Genomic DNA, 17,961 nt, shown 5'->3' with positions numbered 1-17,961 from the left:
ACCTCAAACGGCCTTAGTTCAGTTCAATGGCGAAGTAGTCGCGCGCATTGTTAAAGCAGATGTTTCTCACCATTTCGCCCAGCAGCTGAATATCGGCAGGGGCCTCACCCGCGGTTACCCAGCGGCCAATCATCTGGCACAGAATGCGGCGGAAATATTCGTGGCGCGTGTAAGAAAGGAAGCTACGGCTGTCGGTCAGCATGCCCACAAAGCGGCTTAACAGACCCAGCTGCGCCAGCTGCGTCATTTGACGCTCCATCCCGTCTTTCTGGTCATTGAACCACCAGCCGGAACCGAACTGCATCTTGCCTGGCATACCTTCACCCTGGAAGTTACCGATCATGGTACCCAGCACTTCGTTATCGCGCGGGTTCAGGCAGTAGAGGATGGTTTTTGGCAGCAGATTTTGCTCGTTCTGTTTGCTCAGCAGCTTAGAAAGTTCTTCCGCAAGCGGGCGATCGTTGATGGAGTCGAAGCCCACGTCCGCGCCCAGCAGTTTAAACTGACGCTGGTTGTTATTGCGCAGGGCACCAATGTGGTATTGCTGCACCCAACCGCGGCGAGCATATTCCGCACCGAGGAAGACCAGCACCGCCGTTTTGAACTGTGCCACTTCGTGCTCGCTCAGGGATTCACCGGACAGGCGACGTGCCAGAATGCTATCAAGCTCAGCTTCATTTGATTCCGCAAACATCACCACATCCAGCGCGTGGTCAGAGACTTTACAGCCGTGTGCCGCGAAGTGGTCCAGACGTTTGGTCAGCGCGCTCTGCAGGTCTGCAAAACGACGAATGTCGGTGTCAGACACTTCCGCCAGCTTCGCCATGTAATCATTGAACGTCGCCTGTTCGATATTAAAGGCTTTATCCGGACGCCAGCTTGGCAGCACTTTAATATCAAACGAGGTATCGCGGGCGACCACCGCGTGATGTTCCAGGGAGTCAATCGGATCGTCAGTGGTCCCCACCATCTTCACGTTCATCTGCTTCATGATACCGCGGGCGGAGAAGGTATCCTGCGCCAGTAATTCATTGCACCGATCCCAGATTTCATCGGCGGTAGCCGGGGAGAGCAGCTTTCCGGTGATGCCGAACGGACGGCGCAGCTCAAGGTGCGTCCAGTGATATAACGGGTTGCCGATGGTGTGCGGAACGGTCGCCGCCCAGGCGTCAAACTTCTCGCGGTCGCTTGCATCACCGGTACACAGGCGCTCCGCCACGCCGTTGGTGCGCATCGCACGCCATTTGTAGTGGTCACCTTTCAGCCAGATGTCATACAGGTTTTTGAAACGGTAATTTTCGGCAACCTGCTGCGGCGGTAAATGGCAGTGGTAGTCGAAAATTGGCTGGTCTTTGGCGTAGTCGTGGTACAGGCGGCGAGCAAATTCGGTATCTAACAGAAAATCTTCGGTCATAAACGGTGTCATTATCGTCTTCCTCGTAACGAGAGCGTCAGAAAGCTTATGCTCAGATGCTGCAAAGTTATCACACCAATTTCCAGAGACAGAACATTTTTTCGTGAGTTAGATCAATAAACGCAGACAAATTAATTACCTCAAATGAGGTAAACCCTTCGCCAGGCCGCGCCAGAACTGGCTTTATCCGTAACACATAATGTCCCTACAAATAATCATGCATTTGTGATGTCACTCACCTTTTAAAGTTGTATGACAAGTTATCTTTTCGCCGTCGCAAACACTAAGCCGACGGAATGCATTCCCGGTGTGAAAACACCGGTTTTAACGGTACGGATACCGACTTATGCACGCTTACTTATGGCAAGGTTCGGGCCGTTCCGGGACATCTCCCGGTTATGCCCCTCCCGTTACACAACCGCTCCCGGACACGGTCGAGAGGTTGCCGTGCAAGGCACGGAATTAACATAACGATGAGGTTTTAGATGCGTAAAATTAAAGGGTTACGTTGGTATATGATCGCACTGGTGACGTTAGGCACCGTGCTGGGCTACCTGACACGTAACACCGTGGCAGCCGCAGCCCCGACGTTGATGGAAGAGCTGCATATCTCCACTCAGCAATATTCCTACATCATTGCTGCTTATTCCGCGGCTTACACCATCATGCAGCCTGTCGCAGGCTATGTTCTGGATATTCTCGGGACCAAAATCGGCTACGCCTTCTTCGCCATCGCCTGGGCTATTTTCTGCGGCGCCACGGCGCTGGCAGGCAGCTGGGGCGGTCTGGCGCTGGCACGTGGTGCGGTAGGTGCGGCGGAAGCGGCAATGATCCCGGCCGGGCTGAAAGCCAGCTCTGAGTGGTTCCCGGCGAAAGAGCGTTCTATTGCCGTCGGCTATTTCAACGTCGGTTCTTCCATCGGTGCGATGATTGCACCACCGCTGGTGGTGTGGGCTATCGTGATGCACAGCTGGCAGATGGCGTTCATTATCTCTGGTGTACTGAGCTTTGCGTGGGCCATGGCGTGGCTGATTTTCTATAAACACCCGCGCGATCAGAAAAAACTGTCTGAAGACGAACGCGAATACATCATTGGGGGTCAGGAAGCTCAGCATCAGACCAACAACGGCAAAAAAATGACGGTCTGGCAGATTCTGGGTACCCGTCAGTTCTGGGGTATCGCCCTGCCGCGCTTCCTCGCCGAACCCGCCTGGGGGACCTTCAACGCCTGGATCCCGCTGTTCATGTTTAAGGTCTATGGCTTTAACCTGAAAGAGATTGCGATGTTCGCGTGGATGCCAATGCTGTTTGCCGATCTCGGCTGTATCGTTGGCGGTTATCTGCCACCGCTGTTCCAGCGCTGGTTTGGCGTGAACCTGATCGTTTCCCGTAAAATGGTCGTGACGATGGGCGCAGTGCTGATGATTGGCCCGGGCATGATCGGCCTCTTCACCAGCCCGTATGTGGCAATCGCCCTGCTGTGCGTCGGTGGTTTTGCTCACCAGTCACTGTCCGGTGCGCTGATTACGCTCTCTTCTGACGTCTTCGGGCGTAACGAAGTGGCTACCGCTAACGGCCTGACCGGTATGGCTGCCTGGACAGCAAGCACCCTGTTTGCTCTGGTGGTGGGTGCGCTGGCGGACACTATCGGCTTCAGCCCGCTGTTTGCCGTACTGGCTATCTTCGACCTGATGGGTGCAGTGGTTATCTGGACGGTGCTGAAAAGTAAGTCGGCAGAAGAGGTGCTAAAAGAGTCCCTGGGGGGACCGGCAACGCAAAGTTAGCGCCCCTCCTGCTGTCACAGAAGCCGCCTCCGGGCGGCTTTTTTCATGGCAAAATCTGGAGACTGGCACGCAAAAGTGGTATAACAAATAATCCGCCGTACCCTGCCTGGAGCGCATATGGAAATCACCGAACCACGTCGTTTATATCAACAACTTGCTGCCGAGCTGAAAGATCGCATCGAGCAAGGTGTCTACCTTGTCGGTGATAAACTCCCCGCTGAGCGCTTTATCGCTGATGAAAAAAGCGTAAGCCGCACCGTGGTGCGTGAAGCGATTATCATGCTGGAAGTGGAAGGCTACGTTGAAGTTCGCAAAGGCTCCGGCATTCACGTGATTTCTAATCAGCCGAAACACTCCCCGGTCGCCGACGAAAGTCTCGAATTCGCCAGCTACGGTCCGTTTGAACTGCTCCAGGCGCGCCAGCTTATCGAAAGCAATATTGCGGAATTTGCAGCGACCCAGGTGACCAAGCAGGACATCATGAAGCTGATGGAAATCCAGGAAAACGCGCGCAAGGAAAAATGTTTCCGTGATTCAGAGTGGGATCTGCAGTTCCACGTTCAGGTCGCGCTGGCAACGCAAAACACGGCGCTGGCGGCAATCGTGGAAAAAATGTGGACTCAGCGCGTTCACAACCCGTACTGGAAAAAACTGCACGATCACATCGATTCCCGCACCGTGGATAACTGGTGCGACGATCACGATCAGATCCTTAAAGCGCTGATTCGCAAAGATCCCCATGCGGCAAAACTGGCCATGTGGCAGCACCTGGAAAACACCAAGCAGATGCTGTTCAATGAAACCAGCGATGACTTCGAATTTAACGCTGACCGCTATCTTTTTGCCGATAATCCTGTCGTTCATCTCGATACGGCAGCCAGTGCGGCAAAATAGTTTACCTTTTCGCTGGCAGGCGCTTCGCTGCGCCTTCTGGCAGAGGTGGGTAAGCAAAACATATATAGTGTCAGCCTTTGTAAATCCCCTCGCTCCCCTCCATGGCTTACGCCAAAATCATCACACCCCTGCAAATTCTGTGACGCAGAACCTTGGGCTTTGTTACAATTGGATTCAATTCGTTATTTTGTAAGTTAGTGCTTGCTAACCAGCCAATTAACAGGGAACAGTGTTGGCCACACCTCAATGTGTCCGCGAGCGACCATAATGAAATCACAACAATGTCGCCGTGCTGTTTGTCCCGGATAACAGGCGTGACGTTAACCGATTTCCAGGAACACTGAATGGAACTTTTGACCCAACTACTGCATGCCCTCTGGGCGCAGGATTTTGAAACGCTGGCCAACCCTTCCATGATTGGCATGCTCTACTTCGTCTTATTTATGATTCTGTTCCTTGAGAACGGTTTACTGCCTGCCGCCTTTTTACCTGGCGACAGCTTACTGGTGCTCGTCGGCGTGCTGTGTGCCAAAGGGGCAATGGCCTTTCCGCAAACCATTTTATTACTGACCATCGCCGCCAGCCTTGGCTGCTGGGTGAGCTATATCCAGGGACGATGGCTGGGCAATACGCGTCTGGTGCAGAACTGGCTCTCCCACCTTCCTGCGCATTATCACCAGCGGGCGCACCATCTTTTCCATAAGCACGGGCTTTCCGCGCTCCTGATCGGCCGCTTTATCGCCTTTGTACGCACCCTGCTGCCTACCATTGCGGGTCTTTCCGGATTAAGCAGCACCCGCTTCCAGTTCTTCAACTGGATGAGCGGCCTGCTGTGGGTTCTGATCCTGACCACGCTGGGCTATGCGCTGGGCAAAACGCCGGTCTTCATGAAATATGAAGATCAGCTCATGTCCTGCCTGATGCTGTTACCGGTGGTTCTGCTGGTCTTTGGTCTGGTCGGTTCGCTGGTGGTGCTGTGGAAGAAGAAATACGGGGCCAGAGGTTAACGATGGTTATCTCACCGCTTGCCGTGCGCCGTTTTGCCGTGGCCATGATTGCCCTGGGCTTGCTCAGCCTCATGTTCCTGGCCTGGACGACGCTTTCGCATCAGGAATCGACGCTGGCCATTCGTCCCGTGAGTCAGGGTGTCAGCGTGCCTGACGGTTTTTCGGTGTGGCATCATCTTGATGCCAACGGCATCCGCTTTAAGAGCATCACCCCGCAGGACGATGTTTTACTGATTAAGTTTGATTCCCGCGCGCAGAGTGCCGCCGCGAAAGTGGTGCTCGACCGTACGCTGCCGCACGGTTATATCATTGCCCAGCAGGAAGATGACAACCAGCCTGCAGCCTGGCTGTCACTGATTCGCGATTCGTCGCATAGATTTGGATAATTACCAGGATTCCGAATCTTTTCACTCACTTTGGTGAATCCCCCGTTTACTTACTATGCTTAAGTACGCGGAGCACCCCATGAATGTACTCCGCTTGACTCTGGATAGCGGCTCACGCCGCAACACAATGGAAGGTTTCGATAATGAAATTCCGCATTACTCTGGCTCTGGCCCTTTTTTCTTTAAGCACAGCGTCCTTCGCCAACTCTCTCTGTCAGGAGAAAGAACAGGATATTCAGCGTGAGATCAGTTATGCCGAAAAGCATAACAATCAGCATCGTGTTGAGGGTCTCAAAAAAGCGCTGAGCGAAGTGAAAGCGAACTGTTCTGACAGCAAGCTACGTGCCGATCACCAGAAAAAAATCGCTGAACAGAAGGACGAGATAGCCGAGCGCCGTCACGACCTGCAGGAAGCGAAAGAGAAAGGGGATGCGGAAAAAATTGCTAAGCGCGAGAAGAAGTTGAAAGAAGCGCAGGACGACCTGAAAGCGCTGGAAGCTCGCGATTATTGAGTTAACGGAAATCTCAACAGGAGAGAATCATGTCAAAAGATACGACGTCTGAAAATCTGCGCGCTGAACTGAAATCCCTGGCCGATACCCTGGAAGAGGTGCTGAACTCCTCTGCAGATAAGTCAAAAGAAGAGGTCAGCAAACTGCGCAGCAAAGCTGAGCAGGCGCTGAAAGAGAGCCGTTATCGCCTGGGTGAAACCGGTGATGCACTGGCGAAACAGACCCGCGAAGCGGCAGCTCGCGCGGACGAATATGTTCGCGATAATCCGTGGACGGGTGTAGGGATTGGTGCCGCGGTAGGTGTGGTACTGGGTGTCCTGCTGACGCGTCGTTAATATGGAAGATCCTCGTCACGCACAAGGGCCTGCTAACAACGTCCTCGGCATCGGCCAGCGTATTCTGACGACGCTGGTCGGGATTGCCGAAACGCGCGTCCGACTGGCAGTGGTTGAACTGGAAGAGGAGAAAGCGAACCTTTTCCAGATGCTGCTGATGCTCGGGCTTACCATGCTCTTCGCCGCGTTTGGTCTGATGAGCCTGATGGTGTTAATCATCTGGGCCATTGACCCGCAATATCGACTCAACGCGATGATTGCCACCACCGTTGTTCTGCTGGTTGCGGCATTGATTGGCGGCATATGGACGATGCGTAAAGCACGCAAATCCACTTTCCTGCGCCATACGCGCCAGGAACTGGCCAACGATCGCGCCCTGCTGGAGGATGACAAGTCGTGAGCGATAAAGCCGAACGTCAGAAGCGAAAAGCATTCCTGCTCAGTCAGATCCAGCAGCAACGGCTGGATTTGTCTGCCAGTCGTCGCGACTGGGTTGACGCGACGCGTCGTTTTGACCGGGGCTGGAATACCTTCCTGAGCCTGCGATCATGGGCGCTGGTCGGAAGCAGCGTGATGGCTATCTGGACGGTTCGTCATCCAAATATGCTGATCCGCTGGGCCCGCCGCGGCTTTGGTGCCTGGAGCGCCTGGCGTCTGGTGAAAGCGACGATTCGTCAACAACAGCTGCGTTAGTTCTTATGCCGGGTAGCGTTTCGCTTACCCGGCACACTTTCCCCCTTCCCCGTTACTCAATATCTTTGAAGAAGATTGACAGTTTTCCTTGCTAACAATTCCCATCTGCCCCGTTTACACTCCTCTCCATCGACAGCAAAGACGCGGTATCTACCCGAATTTGCACACAAATAAAGTTCAGCCGCTGATGTGGTTTCCTGGAGAGTAAAATGAAAAAATTAGAAGATGTTGGTGTTCTGGTAGCGCGTATTCTGATGCCGGTTCTGTTTATCACCGCAGGCTGGGGCAAAATCACCGGTTATGCGGGCACGCAGCAATACATGGAAGCCATGGGTGTTCCCGGGTTCCTGCTGCCACTGACTATTCTCCTTGAGTTCGGCGGCGGCCTGGCGGTACTGTTCGGCTTCCTGACCCGCACCACGGCACTGTTTACCGCAGGCTTCACCCTGCTGACGGCGTTCATCTTCCACAGTAACTTTGCGGAAGGCGTGAACTCTCTGATGTTCATGAAAAACCTGACCATCGCGGGTGGCTTCCTGCTGCTGGCCATCACTGGCCCAGGCGCATACAGCATCGACCGCGTTCTGAATAAGAAGTGGTAAGCACGCTATACTGAATGAACACAAAGCGAGGAGATATCTCCTCGCTTTTGCTTATTGACGGAGGAGAAAAAAATGGGACAACTCGTAGACGGCGTCTGGCAGGATGTCTGGTATGACACCAAATCCACCGGGGGACGCTTCAAGCGCTCTGTTTCGGCCTTCCGTAACTGGCTAACCGCCGATGGCGCACCGGGCCCAAGCGGCGAAGGCGGCTTTGCGGCTGAGAAAGACCGTTATCATCTCTATGTTTCTCTGGCCTGCCCGTGGGCGCACCGCACGCTGATTGTGCGCAAGCTGAAAGGACTCGAATCCTTAATTCCGGTTTCGGTGGTCAACCCCCTGATGCTGGAAAACGGCTGGACGTTTGACAGTGATTTCCCGGCCGCCACCGGTGATGACCTCTACCACCACGATTTTCTCTATCAGCTCTATCTGCGCGCCGATCCGCACTACACCGGACGCGTGACCGTACCCGTGCTGTGGGACAAGAAAAACCAGACCATTGTCAGCAATGAGTCCGCAGAGATCATCCGCATGTTCAACACCGCGTTTGATGCCCACGGGGCCCGCGCCGGGGATTACTATCCGGTTGAGCTGCGCGATAAGATTGATGAGTTGAACAGCTGGATTTACGACAACGTGAATAACGGGGTCTACAAGGCCGGCTTTGCCACCAGCCAGGAAGCGTATGACGACGCGGTGGGAAAAGTGTTTGAATCGCTGGAGCGTCTTGAGCAGATCCTCGGCCAGCATCGCTACCTGACGGGCGACCGCCTGACGGAAGCAGACATTCGTCTGTGGACAACGCTGGTTCGCTTTGATCCTGTTTATGTCACCCACTTCAAGTGTGATAAACACCGCATCAGCGATTACCTGAACCTGTACGGTTTCCTGCGCGATATTTATCAGATGCCGGGCATTGCTGAAACGGTCGATTTCAACCATATCCGCACCCACTATTTCCGCAGCCATAAGACCATCAACCCGACGGGTATTATCTCGGTGGGCCCGTGGCAAGACCTGGATGAACCGCACGGTCGCGACGTGCGTTTCGGATAAATATCAAGGGCATCAATTGATGCCCTTTTTTAATTCACAATCTCCATCTATCCTTACCTCGATCGCTTAAAAAACAAGTGATTGACTGACTAATGAGGCAAGGAAAATGGACTGGTATTTAAAAGTACTGCGCAACTACATTGGATTTGGTGGCCGCGCTCGCCGTAAAGAGTACTGGATGTTCGTTCTGGTGAACTTCATCCTCATCATGGTGCTGGGCATTATCGATAAAATTCTCGGCTGGGAACGAGCCGGCGGTGAAGGTGTTCTCACCACGATTTACGGCCTGCTGGTCCTGCTTCCCTCATGGGCCGTACTGTTCCGACGGCTACACGATACCGATCGTTCAGCCTGGTGGTTACTGCTGCTGCTGATCCCGATTGTGGGCTGGCTGGTCATTCTGGTCTTCAACTGCCAGGCCGGCACGCCGGGCGAAAACCGCTTCGGGCCCGATCCAAAACTCAACGCATAAATAAAGCCCGGTGGCGTTTCGCGTACCGGGCTCGATTTTTTATTTGTTGTGATGGGCAAAGAGCTTGGGTATTTCGCGCAGGCACCACGATTTGGCCTCACCCATGCTGTCGCGCCGCCACGCCATAATGATGTCCACTTCGCTGGTGTACTCCGGGCTGACCACGCGTAGCCGCCCTTCTGCAATATCTTTTTCGACAAACGGATACGGCATTGTTGCCACGCCCAGGCCCGCCAGCAACGCCTGACGTTTGTCTTCAAGCGATGTGACGGTCAGACGCGGTTGTTTATCCAACAACTGCACCGTTAACACCGGACGCTCGCGTGCGGTATCTGCGACCGCGACCCCGCGGTATTTCACCCGAGTCACTTCCGAGAGCGGCTCCGGCTCCTGGTGAATCGGATGATCGGGTGCGGCGACATAGACGTTCATCACGCTGTAGAGCTTGCGGGAGTTGATTTCAGATGAGGAACGGAAGTGCATATCCGGGGCAATGACGATATCCGCCCTGCCCGTCTCCAGTCGCTCCCAGGCCCCGGCCAGCACCTCGGTGATGATCGATAACTGGGTGTTTGCTTTGTCGGCCAGCCGGTTCACCAGCGGGAACAGCGCCTCGGTGGGCACCAGCGCTTCCGTCACCAGCGTCAGATGGGTTTCCCAGCCGCGCGCCAGCGCTTCGGCGTCCGTCGTCAGCTTGTCCGCCGCTTCCAGCAGGACGCGACCACGCTCCAGCAGCATCCGTCCGACGTTAGTGAATTTTGTTCGATGACCGGAGCGGTCAAAGAGCACCACGTCCAGCTCTTCCTCCAGCTTCTGCATGGTATAGCTGAGCGCAGACGGAACGCGCCCCAGTTCATCTGCCGCCGCGGCAAAACTGCCACGCCGATCAATTGCGTCCATGACGCGAAGCGCCTCAAGCGTCAATGCTCTCTCTTTAGCCATCTCGTTCTCATTCAGGAAATTTGAACATACCGGGCAGAATATCTGGCTAACAATGAAGCGTCCATACCTTTACCATTGTTTAGTGTAAAGAGAGGTCAAGTTTATGATTACGACAAGAACAGCTAAACAGTGCGGACAAGCCGATTTCGGTTGGCTGCAGGCCCGCTACACCTTTTCCTTTGGACACTACTTTGACCCTAAACTGCTCGGTTACGCTTCATTGCGCGTATTGAATCAGGAAGTGCTCGCCCCAGGCGCGTCCTTCCAGCCGCGTACGTACCCGAAAGTCGATATCCTGAACCTGATCCTGGAAGGCGAAGCAGAATACCGCGACAGCGAGGGCAATCATGTTCAGGCGAAGGCCGGCGAAGCATTATTAATCTCCACGCAGCCGGGCATCAGTTACAGCGAGCATAACCTCAGCAAAGACAAAACGCTGACCCGTATGCAGCTGTGGCTGGATGCCTGCCCTGAGCGGGAAAACCCGCTGGTACAGAAGTTAGATTTGACGGGCGACAGGCAGCAGCTGATAGCCTCCCCGGACGGCAGTCAAGGCAGCCTGCAGTTGCGCCAGCAGGTGTGGTTGCACCATATCGAACTGAAGAAAGGGGAACAGGCGAGCTTCCAGCTTCATGGTCCGCGCGCCTATCTGCAATCGATTCACGGTACGGTGCATGCGGTGACGCATACGGAAGAGAAAGAAGCGCTCACCTGCGGTGACGGGGCGTTTATTCGCGACGAAGCGAATATCACGCTGGTTGCTGATTCGCCGCTGCGCGCGCTGTTAATTGATTTACCGGTTTAACACCCGATGCTCCTCTCTCCCCGGCGGGGAGAGAGGAAACCGTTACACTTTACGTGCCATAATCTCAATAATCTGCCGGTCCGTCGCCTGCATGGCGCGGCACGCCAGCGAACACAGGTTCGCGATCGACTGCTCCACATCGTGCGCCACAATCCCTTCATTGCCCGTTACCGCCGAATCATCCAGCGCCATCATCACCGCTTTCCAGGCACTGCCGACGCTGGTTGAGACCTTCATGGCACAACTGTTGGACGCGCCATCGCAGATCATCCCGCTGACATCGCCAATCATGCTGCTGATTGCCATTGAGAGCGTCTGATAGCTTCCGCCCATCAGCCAGGCCATGCCTGCCGCCGCCCCCATCGCCGCCGTGGTAGCCGCACACAGCGCCGACAGGCGCGGAAGCTGGGCGTGGATATAAATAGCCGAAAGGTGTGAAAGCATCAGCGCCCGGGCAAGACGTTCATCATCCGCCTGGACATGTTCCGCCACCACCACAACCGGCATGGTGGCCGTGATCCCCTGGTTGCCCGATCCGGAATTGCTCATTGCCGGCAGCGTCGCCCCGCCCATTCGGGCGTCCGAGGCCGCGCTGGTGCGAATGACAATATCCGAGCCCAGGTCCTGCGCTATCCATCCGCGAGCGCGCTGCTTATTGAGCGTCGCGCCAATATGCAGCCCCCATTTTCCGCTTAAACCTTCACGGGAGAGCGCATCATTTAATTGTCCGGCAGCCAGGATAAAGCGGATCGCGTCAAACGGCACCTGCTCCACAAACTCAAGGATCTGCGATAGCGTGGCGTTTGAAAGTACCGCCAGCGGATCGTCGTTCCTCTCGTCGGGTTGAGAATCAAGCGTAAAGCGGGTTTCGCCCTGACAGACAATCTCCACCACCCGCGTATGCCCACCGGCGATGGTCACCATCGCCGAGGCCTGTCCGGCGTGAACGCAGGCGCGGGAGTAGAGGATGTCATCGCACGGCTCCTGCAGCTTGACCTGCACCTGTCCGGCGTCCAGCAGCGCTTTGGCACGCACCAGCGCATCAGCAGTGGCATCTTTCAGTACCTCCAGCCCGGCGTGCGCGTTGCCGCCAATGGCCCCCAGTGCCGCCGCAATCGGCAACCCAACCATCCCGGTGCCAGGTACCGTCACGCCAAGGCCATTTTTCATCAGATTCGGTGAAACCCACGCCTCAATCTGTGTGACGTCACCCGGCAGAAGCTCCGCGGCCATCGCACAAGCCAGCGCCAGAGAGATCGGCTCGGTACACCCCAGTGCAGGTTTAACTTCCTCCTGCACCGCCCGAATAAATTGATTCCATAAAGATTGAGTTTGCTCTGACATCGTTACGACCTTGTTTGCCCTTAAGAAAACGCGAGGAAAGGAGAAACACACAGCAGCAGACCGGTGATGATAATGATCACCAGCGACACGCCTTTATATTTGTGCAGCGCCGGCACTTTGTAGACCAGCCACGCCGGAATCAAACACCCCACCATGCCGAAGATGGGGCTGCAAATAGAGGTGAAGCTCAGTACCGGCGCGTTTAACACAATCGCGCTCCATGCCAGCAGAATGGCAAACAGCATGATGCCGCGCTGTACGGTGTTTTCGTTGATTTTCTCTGCCGGCATTTTGCGGCGCAGAATGTTCATCACAATGCCCTGCGTCGCTTCACGAAAGCCCAGGTACACGCCGAAGAACGCGGTCATGACGGCAAAAATATTCAGGATAACGCTGACAATTTTGACCCAGCCGGCACCGTCGCCACTGATAAACTGCGCGGCAATTGCCAGTGCGGAAATATTCTGTTCGTAGGCTTTGACTGCCTCATCATGCCCCATTGCCAGGGTGAACGAGACCGCGTAGAAAAAGACCGTCACGAAGAGTATCGCGAAGGCGATGTTCATCGCCCGCAGCGCTTTATGGCGCGCCACTTCAACCGATTTTTCGCGTGAACGATAGGAGATCACCATCGGGCTTAATGTCTGAATAAACAGAATCGACGTTAAGGTAAACGGCAACGTGATAATCGCGTTTTTAATGAGTAGCCCCACGGGTGGCAGCATGCCCACGTTGGCTAAATGCCAGAGGCCAATCATCGACAACCCGAGCGCCGCCACCACAAATAACTTGGTCAGCACCATCAGGCTGGAGACTTTAAACAGCAGTTTCTCGCCACGGGAGGAGATCGCCACCAGGATGCAGATCAGGAACAGACCGTAGAACGGATTTTCAGAGAGCAGCCCCTCCGTCACGCCGAAGGTGTGTAAATAGGAGGCGCTGTCGTTGGTGATGGCGGTGGAGTAGACGAACATCCAGATAACCAGCATCACGAAATAGAGCGCACCTAATAAAATGCCCCAGTTCTTACCGAGGTAGCCGCTGATGACGCTTGGATAATCTTTGCACTCCGGCGATTCTGCCAGCGTGTTAATAAACAGCCGCTGAAACAGGTACATGGCCGGATAGCCAATCACTGACGAAAGCAGAAACACCCACAGTCCCATCAGCCCCACCTGTACCGGGAGAAAAACAATCCCCGCGCCGATGGCCATTCCGATACTCATGATGACCCAGCCCGTATCGGTGCTGTCGAATTTAATGGCCTCCTGCCACTCGCTTTCACTCATCCCTGCCCGCTTTGCCGCGGGTGAATCGTTCACAATCACACTGCTGTTTGTTGCCGTATCCATAAGGCACTCGCTTATTTTGTAGGGTAACCAGTTGTTTTTATGGGATTCTGACCACCAGCGATAATGAGCCAGACTGCTGCAGGTGTGTGTTATTGGAATGGACAAATCATACGTGGAGAGCGGGAGAAAAAAGTCACAATATTTATAAGGCTTTTCGCAAGCGAGAGAAATAAATACTCTGATATGATGAATAATCGATGGGTTTTTCTAAAAGTGATGCCGATCAAGAAATAAAAAACCCGCGACATGCGCGGGTGTGTCATCAGTTAGCCAGCGCGTTCGCCATATCGGTTTTCACCTGTTTACGCTGCTCCGCTGTCAGAACCTGGCTGACATCAAAGTAGTATTTGACGCGGTAATAGCGGGTCTGCTCTTCAATTTTACTGAACGCGGCAAGCTGGTTTTTCACCGTGCTTTCATCCCATTTCCCTGTCTGGAACATCTCGATCAGCGCACCATCTTTCACGCCGGTCATCGGGATCTTGCTGACATTTTGTTCCAGCGTCTGATGCAGCGCGTCGATCTTCTTAATCTGATCGTTGCTCAGCTTGAGGTGTTGCACCAGCGGATCCTGCGCCGGAGAGGGGGCAGCTTCAACGTCAGCGGCCTGTGCGGCAAAACTGCACGCCACCAGCGAGGCAGCAACCAGGGTGATACGGGTCATTTTCATCATCTTACTGTCCTTACATACTGTTTCAGGGGAAAAGCAGGCGCATTGTTTTTCAGAAGCGGATGAAGATGTGTGAGTAATTATATAAACATTTTTGTATGTTCCGCGGACAAAAAAGCCCCCTTAACCAAAGGGGGCCTGTTTCAGACGACGATCACAGTGCCTGGGTAAACGTCCTTGAGATCACGTCCTGCTGCTGCTCGCGCGTCAGCGCATTAAAGCGCACCGCATACCCTGAGACACGAATGGTCAGGTTGGGATAGTTCTCCGGGTGCTCAATCGCCTCCATCAGCATCTCCCGGTTCATGACGTTAACGTTGAGGTGCTGTCCCCCCTCAATGGCCGCTTCGTGGTGGAAATACCCGTCCAGCAGCCCGACAAGGTTGGTTTTGCGCACCCTCTCATCCTTGCCCAGCGCCTGAGGCACGATGGAGAAGGTGTAAGAGATCCCGTCTTTCGCATAGGTGAACGGCAGCTTAGCGACAGAGGTTAACGAGGCCACCGCCCCTTTCCTGTCTCGTCCGTGCATCGGGTTCGCGCCCGGTGCGAATGGCGTACCGCCGCGGCGTCCGTCCGGCGTATTGCCGGTCTTCTGGCCGTAGACCACATTCGACGTAATGGTCAGGATCGACTGGGTCGGCACCGCGTTGCGGTAGGTCGGCAGCGCCTGAATTTTCTTCATAAAGCGTTCCACCAGGTCACAGGCAATGCTGTCCACGCGGTCATCATTGTTACCGTACTGCGGGTAGTCCCCTTCAATCACAAAATCGACCGCCAGGCCGGTATGGTCGCGTACGGGTTTTACCGTGGCGTATTTGATGGCGGACAGCGAGTCCGCCGCCACCGACAGCCCGGCGATACCGCAGGCCATGGTGCGGTAAACGTCCCGGTCGTGCAGCGCCATCAGCGAGGCTTCGTAGCTGTACTTATCGTGCATGTAATGAATGAGATTCAGCGCGCTAATGTACTGCACCGCCAGCCAGTCCATAAAGTGATCCAGGCTCGCCATCACGGTGTCGTAATCCAGCACCTCATCCAGCAGCGGCGCGGTTTTCGGCCCGACCTGGATCTTCAGCTTCTCATCCACCCCGCCGTTGATCGCATACAGCAGCGTTTTCGCCAGGTTAGCGCGGGCGCCAAAGAACTGCATTTGCTTGCCGATCACCATCGGGCTGACGCAGCAGGCAATGGCGTAGTCGTCGCTGTTGAAATCCACGCGCATCAGGTCGTCGTTCTCATACTGCAGCGACGAGGTGTCGATCGACATCTGTGCAGCGTACTTCTTGAATGCGACGGGCAGTTGTTCGGACCACAGGATCGTCAGGTTTGGCTCCGGTGCAGGTCCCATCGTGTGCAGGGTATGCAGGTAACGGAAGCTGTTTTTGGTGACCAGCGTGCGACCATCCAGCCCCATTCCGCCAATCACTTCGGTGGCCCAGACAGGATCGCCGGAGAAGAGCGTGTCGAACTCCGGAGTACGCAGGAAGCGCACCATGCGGATCTTCATGATGAAATGATCGACCAGTTCCTGCGCCTGGATCTCACTCAGGCGACCCGCCTCGATATCGCGTTCGATATAAATATCCAGGAACGAGGCCGTGCGTCCCAGCGACATCGCCCCGCCGTTCTGGGATTTCACTGCGGCCAGATAGGCAAAGTAAACCCACTGTACCGCTTCCTGCGCATTCATCGCCGGGCGAGAAATATCGAAGCCATAGTTCGCTGCCATCTGCTGGATCTGCAGCAGTGCGCGTTTGTGTTCCGCCAGCTCTTCACGCAGGCGGATCGTCGCCTCCAGATCTTCACCCCGTTCGAGTTTGCCCTGCAGATCCGCGAACTGGCGCTCACGCTCGTGCACCAGATAGCGGATGCCGTACAGCGCCACGCGACGGTAATCGCCGATGATGCGCCCGCGTCCGTAGCCGTCCGGTAGCCCGGTCAGCACGCCTGATTTACGACAGCGCATCATCTCGGGGGAGTAAACGTCAAAGACCCCCTGATTATGGGTTTTGCGCAGTTCGGTAAAGAGATATTCGAACTGCGGATCCATCTCACGGCCATAGGCTTCGAATGAACTGCGGATCATATTGATCCCGCCGTACGGATGCAGCGCACGTTTGAGCGGCTTATCGGTTTGCAGGCCGACGATCGTCTCCAGCTGCTGGTCAATATAGCCCGGTCCGTGGGCCGTGATGGTGGTGGCAATGTTGGTGTCAAAATCCACCGGCGCATGGGTGGCATTCTCCTGACGAATGCCCACCATTACCTTCTCCCAGAGCGCCGTCGTTGCTGGCGTCGCCTGCGCGAGGAAAGTTTCGTCGCCTTCATAAGGGGTATAGTTATGCTGAATAAAATCGCGCACGTTGACGGTGTCTTTCCATTCTTCACCGCGAAACCCGGCCCATGCGTCGCTGTAAGGGGCCACGCGCGTATCGATTGCTACTTTCATGAATTTCTCGCTCTGTCAGGCATAAGCCGCAGCCGGAATGACCTTCCCAAGACGGAGGGCATCCAGCGCGATCATTTTTTCTTCGTTGGTTGGGATCACCGCGCAGGCCACGCGGGACGAATCGGTGGTGATCACGCGCTCACCTGCGCTGCCCGGCAGGGCATTTTTGGCTTCATCGAGGGTGATGCCAAAGACGGCCAGGTGTTCCGCCACCAGCGTGCGGATCAGTCTGGAGTTCTCACCAATCCCGCCGGTGAACACCACACCGTCCAGGCGGTGTAACGACGCCGCGTGACCGGCAATATGCCGTGCGATACGGTGAACAAAGGTCTGGATCGCCAGCTGTGCCCGCTGATGTCCCTCATGCCAGGCCTTTTCGAGAGCTCGCAGATCGGAGGATATTCCCGAGATCCCCAGCAGGCCGGACTCTTTATTGACGACGCGTTCCAGATCCTCAAATGACTGTCCGGTCTGTTGGGCTATCCAGGCCATGGCGCCGAAATCAACGTCGCCACAGCGGGTCCCCATGATCAGCCCTTCCAGCGGCGTCATGCCCATGGAGGTATCCACGCTCTCACCATTGCGTACCGCGCAGATGGATGCCCCGTTGCCGAGATGGGCAATCACCAGCCCGCTGTCCTCAGGCGAAATCCCGAGCAAGGCATGCGCCTGCCCGGCAACGTAGCGGTGGGACGTCCCGTGGAAGCCATAGCGCCGCACGCCAAGCTCTTCAAAATAGCGGTACGGCAGCCCGTACAGATAGGCCTGCGGGGCCAGCGTCTGGTGGAAGCTGGTGTCAAACACCGCCACCTGCTGTATGCCCGGAAACAGGCGTTCGGCTGCCTCGACGCCGCTTAAGTTGGCGTAGTTATGCAGCGGTGCCAGCGAGGAAACCTGACGGATCTGCTCAATAACCTGTTCCGTGATAAGGGTCGACTCGCTGAAGAGGTCGCCGCCGTGCGCAATACGATGGCCAATCAGGACCACGCTGCTCATCAGGTCACGCTTCTCCAGCTCCAGGGCGATGGCTGCCAGCGCCCCTTCGTAGTCATGGTGAGCCAGTCTGGCTGGCTCACCCCCGTTCACGGAAATAAAGGCTTTTTCAGTGTTAATCCCGTCTGCAATGCCCGTCATCAGGGCATCACAGCTGCTGGCATCGAGTACTGAAAACTTAACAGAGGACGATCCGCAGTTAATAACCAATACAACCGGAAACTCAATCATGGTGTTACTCCGCTCTT

General features: G+C 55.3%; 19 protein-coding genes. 12 read left to right on the top strand and 7 right to left on the bottom strand.

Annotation, left to right across the window (positions count from 1 at the left end; all coding sequences use genetic code 11):
• Positions 1-13: 13 nt before the first annotated feature.
• Entirely contained in the window at positions 14-1,426 is a 1,413-nt protein-coding gene (gene uxaC / locus BH714_RS20255; protein ID WP_040018780.1) for a glucuronate isomerase, read from the bottom strand.
• 473 nt (positions 1,427-1,899) lie between these two features.
• Between uxaC and BH714_RS20250 the strand changes: the two genes are divergently transcribed.
• From BH714_RS20250 to BH714_RS20200, 11 genes are all read left to right on the top strand, one after another.
• Positions 1,900-3,198 (top strand): MFS transporter, encoded by a 1,299-nt coding sequence (locus BH714_RS20250; protein ID WP_014171725.1) that lies wholly within the window; start codon positions 1,900-1,902, stop codon positions 3,196-3,198.
• Positions 3,199-3,315: 117 nt separating this feature from the next.
• Positions 3,316-4,092 carry a transcriptional regulator ExuR gene (exuR, locus tag BH714_RS20245; protein WP_014171726.1) on the top strand — a complete coding sequence of 259 codons (777 nt, stop codon included), beginning with the start codon at positions 3,316-3,318 and terminating at the stop codon, positions 4,090-4,092.
• 344 nt (positions 4,093-4,436) lie between these two features.
• Positions 4,437-5,099 carry a DedA family general envelope maintenance protein YqjA gene (gene yqjA / locus BH714_RS20240; RefSeq protein WP_014171727.1) on the top strand — a complete coding sequence of 221 codons (663 nt, stop codon included), beginning with the start codon at positions 4,437-4,439 and terminating at the stop codon, positions 5,097-5,099.
• Between the two features lie 2 nt (positions 5,100-5,101).
• The gene (gene mzrA, locus BH714_RS20235) at positions 5,102-5,485 is read left to right on the top strand and encodes an EnvZ/OmpR regulon moderator MzrA (protein WP_020883575.1); all 384 of its coding nucleotides are present in this window, start codon (positions 5,102-5,104) and stop codon (positions 5,483-5,485) included.
• A gap of 143 nt (positions 5,486-5,628) precedes the next feature.
• Positions 5,629-5,997: a DUF1090 domain-containing protein gene (locus BH714_RS20230; protein ID WP_014171729.1), complete on the top strand. Its 369-nt coding sequence runs from the start codon at positions 5,629-5,631 to the stop codon at positions 5,995-5,997.
• 29 nt (positions 5,998-6,026) lie between these two features.
• Positions 6,027-6,332 (top strand): ElaB/YgaM/YqjD family protein, encoded by a 306-nt coding sequence (locus tag BH714_RS20225; protein ID WP_003862645.1) that lies wholly within the window; start codon positions 6,027-6,029, stop codon positions 6,330-6,332.
• Between the two features lies 1 nt (position 6,333).
• The gene (locus BH714_RS20220; protein ID WP_040018778.1) at positions 6,334-6,732 is read left to right on the top strand and encodes a phage holin family protein; all 399 of its coding nucleotides are present in this window, start codon (positions 6,334-6,336) and stop codon (positions 6,730-6,732) included.
• Positions 6,729-7,025, top strand: a complete 297-nt coding sequence (locus BH714_RS20215; protein ID WP_020883574.1) for a YqjK-like family protein — start codon at positions 6,729-6,731, stop codon at positions 7,023-7,025. The genes BH714_RS20220 and BH714_RS20215 overlap by 4 nt, the downstream gene beginning before the upstream one ends.
• 209 nt (positions 7,026-7,234) lie before the next feature.
• Entirely contained in the window at positions 7,235-7,627 is a 393-nt protein-coding gene (locus tag BH714_RS20210) for a DoxX family protein (RefSeq protein WP_006178691.1), read from the top strand.
• A 72-nt stretch (positions 7,628-7,699) separates the two neighbouring features.
• Entirely contained in the window at positions 7,700-8,686 is a 987-nt protein-coding gene (locus BH714_RS20205) for a glutathione S-transferase family protein (RefSeq protein ID WP_020883573.1), read from the top strand.
• A gap of 106 nt (positions 8,687-8,792) precedes the next feature.
• Positions 8,793-9,158 (top strand): DUF805 domain-containing protein, encoded by a 366-nt coding sequence (locus BH714_RS20200; RefSeq protein ID WP_014171733.1) that lies wholly within the window; start codon positions 8,793-8,795, stop codon positions 9,156-9,158.
• 39 nt (positions 9,159-9,197) lie between these two features.
• Here the strand turns inward: BH714_RS20200 and BH714_RS20195 are convergent, their stop codons facing one another.
• The gene (locus BH714_RS20195) at positions 9,198-10,100 is read right to left on the bottom strand and encodes a LysR family transcriptional regulator (protein WP_014171734.1); all 903 of its coding nucleotides are present in this window, start codon (positions 10,098-10,100) and stop codon (positions 9,198-9,200) included.
• A gap of 103 nt (positions 10,101-10,203) precedes the next feature.
• On the opposite strand from BH714_RS20195, the gene BH714_RS20190 reads away from it, so the two are divergent.
• Entirely contained in the window at positions 10,204-10,905 is a 702-nt protein-coding gene (locus tag BH714_RS20190; protein ID WP_014171735.1) for a pirin family protein, read from the top strand.
• Positions 10,906-10,947: 42 nt separating this feature from the next.
• On the opposite strand, the gene BH714_RS20185 is transcribed toward BH714_RS20190, so the two are convergent.
• The 5 genes from BH714_RS20185 to tdcD all read right to left on the bottom strand — a co-directional run bounded on the left by BH714_RS20185 (position 10,948) and on the right by tdcD (position 17,944).
• A complete protein-coding gene (locus BH714_RS20185; RefSeq protein WP_020883571.1) occupies positions 10,948-12,249 on the bottom strand; it encodes an L-cysteine desulfidase family protein in 1,302 nt (433 codons plus the stop codon).
• A 20-nt stretch (positions 12,250-12,269) separates the two neighbouring features.
• Positions 12,270-13,601: an SLC5/6 family protein gene (locus BH714_RS20180; protein ID WP_025202948.1), complete on the bottom strand. Its 1,332-nt coding sequence runs from the start codon at positions 13,599-13,601 to the stop codon at positions 12,270-12,272.
• 262 nt (positions 13,602-13,863) lie between these two features.
• A complete protein-coding gene (locus BH714_RS20175; protein ID WP_014171738.1) occupies positions 13,864-14,274 on the bottom strand; it encodes a Spy/CpxP family protein refolding chaperone in 411 nt (136 codons plus the stop codon).
• Between the two features lie 151 nt (positions 14,275-14,425).
• On the bottom strand, positions 14,426-16,720 hold the full coding sequence (gene pflB / locus BH714_RS20170; protein ID WP_040018775.1) for a formate C-acetyltransferase: 2,295 nt from the start codon (positions 16,718-16,720) through the stop codon (positions 14,426-14,428).
• Positions 16,721-16,735: 15 nt separating this feature from the next.
• Entirely contained in the window at positions 16,736-17,944 is a 1,209-nt protein-coding gene (gene tdcD / locus BH714_RS20165; RefSeq protein WP_020883568.1) for a propionate kinase, read from the bottom strand.
• Between the last annotated feature and the right edge of the window lie 17 nt (positions 17,945-17,961).

The organism is Enterobacter ludwigii (genome assembly GCF_001750725.1).
Taxonomy (GTDB): Bacteria; Pseudomonadota; Gammaproteobacteria; order Enterobacterales; family Enterobacteriaceae; genus Enterobacter; species Enterobacter ludwigii.
Note: the sequence above shows the minus strand (reverse complement) of the source record. Positions and strands in the feature narration are given on the sequence as shown.